Annotated in this window: 14 protein-coding genes; 3 read left to right on the forward strand and 11 right to left on the reverse strand. The window is 69.8% G+C overall.

Annotated features, from left to right (window positions below; translation table 11 throughout):
- Positions 1-28: 28 nt before the first annotated feature.
- The gene (locus ETD86_RS48820) at positions 29-997 is read right to left on the reverse strand and encodes a DUF418 domain-containing protein (RefSeq protein ID WP_138673446.1); all 969 of its coding nucleotides are present in this window, start codon (positions 995-997) and stop codon (positions 29-31) included.
- A 337-nt stretch (positions 998-1,334) separates the two neighbouring features.
- On the opposite strand from ETD86_RS48820, the gene ETD86_RS48825 reads away from it, so the two are divergent.
- Positions 1,335-1,754 carry a nuclear transport factor 2 family protein gene (locus tag ETD86_RS48825; RefSeq protein ID WP_138673447.1) on the forward strand — a complete coding sequence of 140 codons (420 nt, stop codon included), beginning with the start codon at positions 1,335-1,337 and terminating at the stop codon, positions 1,752-1,754.
- Positions 1,755-1,787: 33 nt separating this feature from the next.
- Here ETD86_RS48825 and ETD86_RS48830 read toward each other — a convergent pair whose 3' ends face one another.
- The 6 genes from ETD86_RS48830 to ETD86_RS56250 all read right to left on the reverse strand — a co-directional run bounded on the left by ETD86_RS48830 (position 1,788) and on the right by ETD86_RS56250 (position 6,128).
- Positions 1,788-2,645 carry a GNAT family N-acetyltransferase gene (locus ETD86_RS48830; protein ID WP_138673448.1) on the reverse strand — a complete coding sequence of 286 codons (858 nt, stop codon included), beginning with the start codon at positions 2,643-2,645 and terminating at the stop codon, positions 1,788-1,790.
- A 193-nt stretch (positions 2,646-2,838) separates the two neighbouring features.
- Complete coding sequence (locus ETD86_RS56245) at positions 2,839-2,994, reverse strand: hypothetical protein (protein ID WP_170223702.1); 156 nt, start codon at positions 2,992-2,994, stop codon at positions 2,839-2,841.
- 27 nt (positions 2,995-3,021) lie between these two features.
- Positions 3,022-3,297: a hypothetical protein gene (locus ETD86_RS48835; RefSeq protein WP_138673449.1), complete on the reverse strand. Its 276-nt coding sequence runs from the start codon at positions 3,295-3,297 to the stop codon at positions 3,022-3,024.
- A gap of 59 nt (positions 3,298-3,356) precedes the next feature.
- Entirely contained in the window at positions 3,357-4,778 is a 1,422-nt protein-coding gene (locus ETD86_RS48840) for an MFS transporter (protein WP_138673450.1), read from the reverse strand.
- Positions 4,775-5,467 carry an NAD(P)H:quinone oxidoreductase gene (gene wrbA, locus ETD86_RS48845; RefSeq protein WP_138673451.1) on the reverse strand — a complete coding sequence of 231 codons (693 nt, stop codon included), beginning with the start codon at positions 5,465-5,467 and terminating at the stop codon, positions 4,775-4,777. The genes ETD86_RS48840 and wrbA overlap by 4 nt, the downstream gene beginning before the upstream one ends.
- A gap of 511 nt (positions 5,468-5,978) precedes the next feature.
- A complete protein-coding gene (locus tag ETD86_RS56250) occupies positions 5,979-6,128 on the reverse strand; it encodes a hypothetical protein (protein ID WP_170223703.1) in 150 nt (49 codons plus the stop codon).
- A gap of 245 nt (positions 6,129-6,373) precedes the next feature.
- Here ETD86_RS56250 and ETD86_RS56255 point away from each other — a divergent pair, with 245 nt between their 5' ends.
- Entirely contained in the window at positions 6,374-6,715 is a 342-nt protein-coding gene (locus ETD86_RS56255) for a hypothetical protein (protein ID WP_211370802.1), read from the forward strand.
- A gap of 108 nt (positions 6,716-6,823) precedes the next feature.
- Here the strand turns inward: ETD86_RS56255 and ETD86_RS48855 are convergent, their stop codons facing one another.
- Genes ETD86_RS48855 through ETD86_RS57635 form a run of 3 tightly spaced genes read right to left on the reverse strand, consistent with a single transcriptional unit; the run spans position 6,824 to position 9,097 of the window.
- The gene (locus ETD86_RS48855) at positions 6,824-7,330 is read right to left on the reverse strand and encodes a hemerythrin domain-containing protein (protein ID WP_138673452.1); all 507 of its coding nucleotides are present in this window, start codon (positions 7,328-7,330) and stop codon (positions 6,824-6,826) included.
- Positions 7,323-8,408 (reverse strand): Gfo/Idh/MocA family protein, encoded by a 1,086-nt coding sequence (locus ETD86_RS48860; protein ID WP_211370803.1) that lies wholly within the window; start codon positions 8,406-8,408, stop codon positions 7,323-7,325. Before ETD86_RS48860 ends, ETD86_RS48855 begins: the two co-directional genes overlap by 8 nt.
- Positions 8,393-9,097 (reverse strand): ThuA domain-containing protein, encoded by a 705-nt coding sequence (locus tag ETD86_RS57635; protein WP_138673454.1) that lies wholly within the window; start codon positions 9,095-9,097, stop codon positions 8,393-8,395. The genes ETD86_RS48860 and ETD86_RS57635 overlap by 16 nt, the downstream gene beginning before the upstream one ends.
- A 229-nt stretch (positions 9,098-9,326) precedes the next feature.
- Here ETD86_RS57635 and ETD86_RS48870 point away from each other — a divergent pair, with 229 nt between their 5' ends.
- Positions 9,327-10,055: a class I SAM-dependent methyltransferase gene (locus ETD86_RS48870; protein ID WP_138673455.1), complete on the forward strand. Its 729-nt coding sequence runs from the start codon at positions 9,327-9,329 to the stop codon at positions 10,053-10,055.
- A gap of 123 nt (positions 10,056-10,178) precedes the next feature.
- Here ETD86_RS48870 and ETD86_RS48875 read toward each other — a convergent pair.
- A partial coding sequence (locus ETD86_RS48875) for a hypothetical protein (protein WP_425465707.1) occupies positions 10,179-10,580 on the reverse strand: 402 nt, incomplete at its 5' end.

Below are 10,580 nucleotides of genomic sequence, written 5' to 3' on the forward strand. Positions count from 1 at the left end.
CTCCTCCCCCTCCGGTCGGGGAATGGGCTCAGCTCGTGGGAATGCGCAGGACTGAGCGGTGGCCCCAGGTGGCCCAGCGCCAGAGCCACTCGATGGGGCCCTGGCGGTAGCGGCGCAGCCAGAGGGTGGAGAACAGCCACTGGGCCGTGAGGATGGCTCCCGCCGCCAGGTACGCCGCCGTCAAGGACTGACCGATCGGCAGGCCGAGGATGTGACTGGCCGCCAGAACGAGGAGTGTGGCGGTCAGATAATTGGTCAGTGCCATCCGGCCCAGTGGGGTGAAGACGGCCTGCAGCGCCGGTCGCAGCGGCGTTCTGAGCAGGACCAGCAGGGCGCACACGTACACACCGGCGAGCAGCAGATCGGCCAGGCTGGACGTGAAAGACAGCTGCGTCGTGCCCGCCCCGGCTTGCACATTGGCCTGTACCCACCGGGCGGAGGCCGCCCCCGCCGCGAAGATCAGGCCCAGCAGGAGCGGCCCTCGGATGGACCGCTCGATCCGCTCGATCACCCCGTATCGGACCAGCGCCGAGCCCAGCAGGAACAGCCCGGCAATCAGCAGGGGCCCGCCCCCACCGCTGATCAGCGCCGCCGCCACGAGCGCCGGGGCGAGGCCGGCCACGGCCCACCGCGGCAGCCAGGTCGAGGGCAGCAGCACCAGCAAGCCGACGATGGCGTAGGAGGTCAGGATTTCGCCCCGCCACAGCAGCGCGTGCACGAGGCCGATCGCGAGCAGCGTCAGAAGCCGGCGCAGCAGGACCAGCCGTGGGCGGGGTACGCGGTTCGCGGCGGAGTCCAGTAACAGCGAGAACCCGATACCGAACAGCAGGGAGAAGATCGGGAGCCCGAGCCATGGATCCCAGTCGCCCATGGGCTGCGCCACGACGGCCCTGCCGGCGTTCGCTATCAGCTGGATGTTGGCGAGCAGGATCTCGCACAGCGTGAACCCGCGCAGGACGTCGAGCGCGGTGATACGCGGTCGGCCGGGGGAGGTCATCGCGGGGCCTCCCATGCCGTCGCCTCGGCGCAGGCGGAGGGGACGCCGGGACCGCCGGCCAGAACTCCGGCGTCCAGACCCGGAGCGTGATCTTTGTAGGGCATGGCCCTCATCCTGCGGACGCGGCCCGGTGCGGACACCCGGCCACAAGTCGGGTCTCGCGGTCCGCGACCGTACTTTCGGCCGATTCAGCGCGCAGATACCGGCCGCCTGGTCCTCCAACGACGTTTCGCGCTGGTGACGCAATGGGCGGATCGAGCCTGGCGTGGGGCGGCGCGGCGTCGCCTCGGCAAAGTGACTGGGAGAGGCACCGCGGCAAATGGGGAAGAGCATTGTCATGACTGACATCCGGAACGATCGTGCCGCCCTCTTCGCTTGCCTGCAGGATCCTGCCACTCAGCCGGACTTCTGGGCTCGCGTGGCGGACGACGTGGATTGGACCGTGGAAGGCACACACCCGCTGGCCGGGCGATACCGCAGCAAGGACGAGTTCACCGCTGCGACATTCGGCCGCCTGGCGCGGGTGCTCGAGGGCGGAGTGAAGCTCACGGTGGAACACCTGTACGTGGATGGCGACACCACGGTCGCCGAGCTGGTGTCCACGTCGACCACCAAGGAGGGTGCACCGTTCGACAACCGTTACTGCTGGGTGTGTCGTTTCGACGGCGACATGATCGCGGAAGTGCGCGCGTATCTGGATTCCGCCATGGTCGGTTACACGGTCCTGCGCAATGAGCTCATCCAACAAGCTGGGTGAGACTCGGATGACGGGGCACGCGACGTTTCTGACTCAGTAGAGGACGGAGGGCAGGTACGCCCCCGCAGGCTCGTTGTACAAGCCGATGGTCATCAAGCTCAGGAGCTGAACGACCCGCAGGTCGTTGTGCAGGCACCACTGGAGAAGGGCGCTGTTGCTCGCGGGCACCAGAATGCCCATCCCGCCGAAGGACGGGGCCGCGCCGATGAGGGCCTTGATGTCCTCAGTGGTCTCGCCCACGGCGTGCGCGAAGAACGCCAGGCCTGTGGCATAGCCGGTCAGCCGGCCGCCGTGCTCGACCACCCGGGCGGCGCCCTGCTGGATGGCGTCGGCGAGCTCCCCACCGCGATCGACGCCATGGACTCGCCGGCACAGCTCATTGCACGCCGGCAGGTCCTCGTCCACAGCCCGTCGCACCATGTAGCCGTCGACGGCCTGGTGCAACGGGGAGCCCTGCAGGCAGGCCAGGGTTTCGCGGAACTCGAACCCCAGCTCCGCGTACAGCGCGAAGGACCTGCAGTGATAGCCGCTCTGCAGCAGCCGGACCCCTGGGACCTGACGCTCGGCGGCCCGGCGCAGAACATTCTGCATGAGCCGGCGGCCGACGCCCCGGTTCTGGACTGCCGGGTCGACGGTAATGGGGCCGACGCCGACGATGGGTGACCGTTCGTCGAGGAAGTTGCTGCCGATGATCCGCCCGTCGAGCTCGGCGACGACGCTGTAGAAACCCGGATGGGTCAGCAGCGTCGCGACCGACCCTGTCGCAGTCTCCACATCGGGGAAGTCATGAGGGAACCCATGGTCGTCGGCCAGCCGGGCAAAGCTCTCATAACAAATCCTGCCGCAGTCGCGCGCGTCGTCCGCGGTCCCCGCGCGCAGTACGAGATCCACCGATCATCACCCCCGTGCCTCCTCGCCACGCCCGTGCTCCGTTAAGGGCCTGGAAGAAGCCGTTAATCTCATCAAATCACCCGGCTGGGGAGGCCATCTGGCGGGTCCCAGGTCGCCGTCACGCGGCATCACGTTCAGCACGGCCCAGGGAGTCAGAGAGTCCCGGCTCGCCCAAGCGGGCCCGTGCCCGCGCCTACAGGTCGAGCGGCTCTCCCGGAGACCAGACATGGACCCCGGTGTCCGGGGCGAGGTCGGCGGCGGCGTCCACGTACATCTCGGGCCTGGGGTCCTTCTTCAGCAGCAACCGGTCGCGTAACGGGCCGCCGGTGAAGGCGTGGTGGATGGGCACGGCCAGACGCGGGGCCAGGACCCGCGTCTAGCCGGCGGCCTCGGCGGCGTTCATGACGACCGGCAAGTTCCCCAGCGGGCGGATCGCCAGACCGTTGATGGGCAGGAGCGCGAGATCGATCTCGCCGAAGCGGCGGCCGACCTCGTCCAACTCCGGGATGCGCAGCGAGTCGGCGCCGAAGAACCCTCCCAGCAGTTCCAGCGTGACATCCCGGCCGTGAAGCGCCTTCCCCTGGCATGGCCCGCGAGCCGGAGACCTGCCAGCGCCGAACGCCACGCTGATCGCCAGGCCTTCGCCCGGCACCTGGCCGACCTCGGCGTTCTCATGGCGGCGCGGACACAGGGGTGCGGCGGCGATGGCGGTCAGCCGTGCCGGTGCCGCGGCAGCAACAGGCTGACCACCGCGATGGCCAGGCCGAGCCCGGCTGCCATGAGGAAGACCAGGTCGTAGCCGGCGGCGAGGGCGGCGGCCGGGGAACTCCCGCCGGCCTCCATCGCCGCTCTGGTGCTGGCGGCTGTCGCGAGCACCGCCAGGCCTACCGACCCGCCTACCTGACTGGCGGTGTTGGCCAGGCCGCCGATGATGCCCGCGTCGCCCTCGGGGACGGCGGCGGTCGCCGCGGCCATGAGGGTGGGGAAGGTCAGCCCGATGCCGACCGCGATGAGCAGCGTAGGCCCGAGCACGCTGGTGACGTAGCCGCTGTCGGCGTGGGCCTGGGCGAGCCAGCCGAAACCGGCCACGAAACAGCCGCAGCCGGCCAGCACCAGAGGGCGCACACCGGTTCGCGGCAGCAGGGCGGCGGCCCATCGCGCGATCACCACGAACATCACCGCCGCGGGTGTCTGCCCGAGCCCAGCTTGGAGCGCACTGTAGCCGAGTACGTTCTGCAGGAGCAGCGACGTGAAATACCACATCGCGATGGCAATCCCGCCGAACAGCAGCAGCATGCCGTTGCCGACGGCCACTCCCCGGATTTTGAACAGCCGCAGGGGCATCATCGGCTGAGTGGCGAAACGTGCCTCCACCACGATGAAGACGACGAGCAGGAGCAGGCCCGCCACGGCTGGCCCGACGACCAGTACGGATGTCCAGCCATGATCGGCGCTCTGCATGACCCCGTAGATCAGCGCCGCCAGCCCCGTCGTCCCCGTGACCGCGCCGGTGAGGTCAAGCGGTTCGCGCCGGCCGGTTCGGGTGCCGGCCGCCGCCATCATGGCCATGACGATCAGCAGCGCGCCGATCGGCACGTTGATGAGGAAGACCCACCGCCACGACAGGCCGGTGGTGATGGCACCGCCCGCGACCGCGCCGGCCATCCCGCCCACACCGCCCGCGGCGGACCATGCGCCGAACGCCCGGGCACGCGCGCGCCCCTCGGTGAAGCTGGTGTTGATCACGGCCAGCGTCGCCGGGGCCAGCATGGCGGCTCCCATGCCCTGGGCGAGGCGGGCCGCCACGAGGACCTCCGGAGCGGTCGCCAGGCCGCCGGCCAGACTCGAGGCGGAGAACAAGAACAGCCCGGCGACCAGCATCCGGCGATGGCCGAACAGGTCAGCGGCGCGGCCACCCGGCAGCATGAAGCCGGCGAAGGTAAGCAGGTAGCCGTTCACCACCCAGGCCAGGCCGGTGGGCGTGAAGCCGAGGTCCTGGCGGATCGAGGGCAGGGCGACGTTAACGATGGACGCGTCCAGGATCACCATGAACTGGCAGGCACACGCCAGTGACAGAACCATCCAGGCGGGTCCGGCGTGCGGCCTGGCCCGCTGACTGGTGGTGCTCGTCATGACTTCTTCCTTGCCGACCCGCCGCTCGTACCGGCCATGGTTCCGCGGGCGGTCCCGTTACCCGCGGCGGCATCGGTGACGTGGGTGCCCCCCAGCAGCCGGATCGTGATCTGGGCCAGCCGCCGTCCCTGGTACCTGGCCGCTTCCAGCGCCGCGGCATCGGGGCCGTCTACGGTCGGCGGGCCGGCAAACGACGTGCCGTAGGGGTTGCCGCCGGCGGCGTACACGACCGGATCGGTGAATCCGGGCGGGACGATCAGCGCCCCCCAGTGGTAGAAGACATTGCCCAGCGACAAGATCGTGGCCTCGCTGCCGCCGTGCCGGTTGGCCGCCGAGGTGAAGGCCGTCACCGGCTTGTCGGCCAGCCCCCCTTCCTGCCACAGCCCGCCGGCCTGGTCGATGAACTGCTTGAGCTGCGCAGCCGGCGCGCCGAACCGGGTCGGCGTTCCGAACGCGAATGCGTCGGCCCACGCCAGATCCTCAACCGAGGCTTGGGCGATCGACGTGGCGGCGTCGGCGTGCCGCCGCCACAGCGGGTTCTGGGCGATCGCGCTGTCGGGTGCCAGCTCGGCGACCCGCCGCAACCGCACCGCGGCTCCGGCCGAGGCGGCTCCCTCGGCGACGGCCTGCGCGAGTGCGTGCACAGTGCCCGTCGCGCTGTAGTAGATGACTGCGACCTTCACGGTCATGGCGGCTCCCTCGTTGGCACAGTAGATTAGTTATCCGCATAATGTTATGTGGATAACTAATCTGTCAAGGAGAGCCTGTACGCCGACGCCTTCAACTGCCGGCCTCCGTGCATCGGGCCTCCCTCGGGGGTGGTGTCCTCTCGAGGCAGCGGGGGAGCTGATGCCGCCCGAGTTACGCCAGGCCGTACTCGTCGCCACATCCGGCCGGGCGGCGACCGGGCGCTGGTGCTGGCCCACACCGGGACCGACTTCCGGCGGCACGGGATCGAAGGCGTACAGGTCAGCTACCTGCGCGAAGAGGATGACGGCGGCCTCACACCGCTGCCCGAGGCGGCCTGGGCCGATGGGGACAACGAGGGCCGGCTGCTCATGGCCACCCGTGACGGCGCCGTCAAGATCCTTGAGCGGCGGTCCGGTACGTGGGGCGCAGACGTGCTCCCACGACCTGCGCGACCTGACCCCCGACCCGGCACTGTCCCCGGCCTGGGCACAGGCCTGGTAAGTCGGCGAGCTAGCCCCCGGGTCTCCGGTGGGCGAGGATGATGTCCACCACGATGCCGATCATGACGATGCCGGCGGCCCCTGCGAGCAACGGGATACCGGCCGACAGGCTCACTATCGCCATCCCGGCCGCCATGATCAGCCCGATCGAGCCCAGCATGATATGGACCGCCGCGGCAGGAGTCTCTCCCACCGCCATCGGCCTCGCGAAAGAGGGGCGCCGTCCGAGCCGCCTGTGCCCCACGCGCCCGCGAGGAGGCATTGCTCCCCCTTGAGCAGTGCTGCCCGCCCATCGCTGACCATTACGGGTCCTCGACGTGCGGCTTCAGCCCCCTGTCCTCCTTGCACGGCTACCCCAACCCCGCGAGTTGCTAACAGCCCTTCGCAGGTCAGAAGTACCTCGGGGTGAGGTCCGTGGTGGGCCACGTCTTCACGGCGCCGATCGCCTCGCCGAGAATGGGGTCGATCGAGTCGAAGTCGGGCGTCCCCTCCTCCTCCCTGCGGTTGAAGATCGCGCAGTGGGAAAGAGACTCGGCGGTGAAGGGCTGGGACAGCGACGTCAGCCACGCCGCCGTGTCCTACAAGGCCGCGGACGGTGACACCATCACCCACACCGAGATGCGTACCGAGAAGGCCACGGCGTTCGATGCCGTCTGGCGCAATCTGGACGACAACGGCAGCGGCTGGTGCCTCGTGGTGACCGTGCGAGGCCATGCTGGTGGTGTGTCTCGGGTGCGGGAGTGGTGAGCGTGTGCATCCGAGCCGGGCGGCGGAGGCGGTCTTCTCGTCCATCGGCACGCTGGAGGCGGCGCTGAACGGCAAGGTGCCCGCCGACCGGCCATCCTGCTGAGCAGGCTACTCGGCCGGATCGGTACGCAGGAAGTCAGGCGGCTCGCCGTTCCATTCCGCGACGTCTAAGGCGTTGAGTGCCTCCGCGATGGTGCGCTCCTCGTAGCCGAAGTGCGATTCCACGATCGCTCTTAAGCCGTCCACCTCCCCCCGAACCCGCCGTACCTCCTGTGGATCTTTCCCGGTCTCCGCGTCCAGCCCCTCGGCCAGCTCCCGTAGCCGGCGCAGGATGTCGGAGACCAGCCGGTGGTCCTCGCGCAGTTTGTCCAGCACGGGCGTCAGCTCGGGATGGCGCGCGGCCAACGCGGGAAAGGCGCCGTCGTCCTCGCCGGTGTGGTGCCGTTCGAGCGCCGTGCAGAAGGCCAGGCAGTGCGTTCGCAGCTCCCGCGGCCGCGTGCCGCCGCCGTCGAGGTAGGCGTCCACGCCGTCACTGAGGCGGGCGAGCTCTCCGCGGAGCCGGTCATGAACCTCGATCAGCTGGTCGCCGAAGGCTGCCAGGCGCGCGCTACCCATGGGCGCCCGCCACGGGCCGGGGCCGTTCACAGGTGCTCGCGATGGTCACCGCCGCGCCGGAGTGCGCCGACGCCAGCAGCGACTCCATGACGTCGAGCACGTGGAAGGCCAGTGCCCCGCCCGCACGCGGCTCCTCGCCTGGAGGGGTCGCGGCGAAGTCGGCCAGGCCGACGCCGCGGCCGGCCTCGGGGTAGCCGGCCGACGCGGGAAGGTCGCGCCAGCCCTCCTCGCCGATCCTCGACACCTGGACGAGGCCGTCGAAGTGGTTCGGGTTCGGTACGACGAGCGAGCCCTCCTCGCCGTGCACTTCGATGTGGGACGCCTTGGTCTCCGGGGCGTCGAAGCTCATCACCAGCGTGGACAGCGCGCCCGAGGCGTGGACGAGCACTCCGGTGACGTGGGTGTCGACGGTGACCGGGATGTCCTCGCCGCGGCGGGGGCCGGAGCCGATCGTGCGCTTGGCGCGGGTGCGGCTGGCGGCGCCGATGACCGTCGCCACGGGGCCGAGCATGGTGACCAGGCTGGAGATGTAGTAGGGGCCCATGTCCAGGAGGGGGCCGCCGCCGGGGACGTAGTAGAAGTCGGGGTTGGGGTGCCAGCGTTCATGACCGGGCGTCACCATCGTCGCGGTCGCCGCGACCGGTCTGCCGATCAGGCCGTCATCGATGGCCTTGCGCGCCGTCTGCGTGCCCGTTCCTAACACCGTGTCCGGCGCGCAGCCCACCCGTACGCCGGCGTCGTGAGCGGCCCGCAGGATGCGTCCGGCGTCCGCCGTCGTCGCGGCGAGGGGCTTCTCGCAGTAGACGTGCTTGCCCGCGGCGATCGCGGCGAGCGCGATCTCGGCGTGGGCGGCGGGAACGGTCAGATTCAGTACGACGTCCACCTGCGGATCCGCCATCAACTCCGCCACGCTCAGCACGTCGACGCCCGCATAGGGCCGTACCGCCTCCCGCGCCCGGTCAAGGTCCAGATCGGCGACCGCCACCAGCCGCACCTGCGGCAAACGGTCGATGGTCTGGAAGTACTGGGCGGAAATGGCGCCGCATCCGACGACGCCGACGTTCACCGGCCGGCCCACAACATCCCCCTCTCGATGATCGTGCGTACGTTGTCGTTCCGCAGGACGTCGAGGCTGTGCCCCGGCGTGGTGACGAAGATCCGCCCGTTGCCCCAGCGGCGGGTCCAGATCGCCGGCGAGGTGACCTCCCGGTGCCAGGGGTCCCATGGGCGGATCTTCTGGGTCGTGGTCGCCAGCACGTCGATGTAGTCGTCCGTCAGCACCCAGTACTGCTCGGTGACCAGGTCGAAGTCCGCGATTCCCGCGGTGATGGGGTGGTCGCCGGCGGCGGGCAGCATGTTCACGGTGTACGGGACGAAGTTGTCGGCCTGCGTGCCCTCCCGCTCGGCCGGGTCCTTGCCCGGGTGGCAGGCGAACTGGCCGCCGATGAGGTGCAGGTAGTCGGAGGAGTTGCGGTAGGAGTCGGCGATGCCGCCGTGCCAGCCCGCCATCCCCGTGCCGGCCCGGATCGCGGCCTCCAGCCCGCGCAGCTCCTCCGGCTCGATCGTGCCCATGGTGTAGCACTGCACGATGAGGTCGATGCCGGACATGAACGCGGAATCCGCGTACGGTGCCGGGGAGTCGGCCAGCGACACCTCGTACCCGTGCTTTTCGAGGAAGGGGACGAAAAGGTCGGTGGCCTCCACCGGGGCGTGCCCTTCCCAGCCACCCCGTACCACGAGAGCCTTACGGCTCCGGTCGTCTGTCATGCTCTCGCCAATCCCTCAGGAGTCAACGGCTCCGATCGTCGCATCTCACCCCGACAAGGTCTAAAGCGGGGCAGACTACCCTGGAGGCAGGGCGCGGATCTCACCTTCTTCGTCCGGGTGGACCCCCGGATTCCCGTACTGCCGGCGGCACGCGTCACCAGGCCGACCCCACTCCTCGGCCAGGGTTACCTCCGGGCGCATGCCCGAGGACACCGGATACGCTTGCGGGGTGCCTGATGCGATCTTCGCGCACCCTCGCCTCGCACCCGTCTACGACGCCTTCGACGGAGACCGCGACGACCTGCCCGCCTACCTCGCCATCGCCGGCGAGCTGGGCGCGGACCGCGTGCTGGACGTCGGCTGCGGCACAGGATGCCTGGCGATCCTGCTGGCCGGGACCGGTCGCACCGTCGTGGGCGTCGACCCGGCGGAGGCCTCGCTGGAGGTCGCGAAGTCGAAGGACAAATCCGCGGCGGTCACCTGGGTCCACGGTGATGCCACGACCGTGCCGGCGCTCCATGCCGATCTCGCGGTGATGACCGGAAATGTGGCTCAGGTCTTCCTCACCGATGACGACTGGTCAGCGACCCTCCGGGGCATTCACGCCGCTCTCCGGCCCCGGGCATATTTCGTGTTCGAGACCAGGCGCCCCGAACGCCGGGCCTGGGAGGAATGGGCCGCCGACACTGCTCCCCGCGTCCTTGACGTCCCCGGGATCGGGCCGGTGGAGCGGCGTCAGGAGGTCACCGACGTGGCCCTTCCGTTCGTCTCCTTCAGGTACGCCTACAGGTTCCTGGCGGACGGCACGGTGGTCACCTCCGAGTCGACCCTCCGGTTTCGCGGCCGCGACGAGGTGGAGTCCAGCCTGGCCGGCCACGGTTACCGGGTGCTCGACGTGCGCGAAGCGCCTGATCGCCCGGGGCGCGAGTTCGTGTTCGTCGCCGAGCGCACGACCTGAGCCGACGACCGTCAGGCCGGCGTCCGGTGCGGGGCGCGAGCAGCCTCTCGATGACGTCCCGGAGCGGACCGCCCGGATCGAGCTCTCTCCCGGCGACCCGATCCTGGGCGCACGATCTTCGGGTCAGCCGCAGTTCATGAACTTGCCCCGCCTGGCCGAGGCGATCCCGTAGTCCCTGCGGGTGTCCGTGGTGTGGCCCTCGAAGTCCACGCACTCACCCTTGCCGTAGCCGATGGCGGCGGCGAAGTAACGGTACTTCTTCCTGGTGAGCGTGCCCGGGTCCCGATAAGCGCCGCCGCCCTTCACATGGAGGATCGCCTGCGTGTACGTCGGCGTCCCGGCGTAGGCGGTCTTGATCACCGCGACGCAGTTCTTCTGCAGGCCGCGGTTCCACATCAGCCAGACGTACCCCCAGGTGGATCCCCCGTTCCTGAGCGCCCTCTTGTTGTCCTTCACGTGCGTCCATCCACCACGCCCGGATTCCTTGGCACACGCGGCCTCCGGGGTGTAGCCGGCGGCCATGGC

This window comes from Nonomuraea turkmeniaca (assembly GCF_005889735.1).
Lineage (GTDB): Bacteria > Actinomycetota > Actinomycetes > Streptosporangiales > Streptosporangiaceae > Nonomuraea > Nonomuraea turkmeniaca.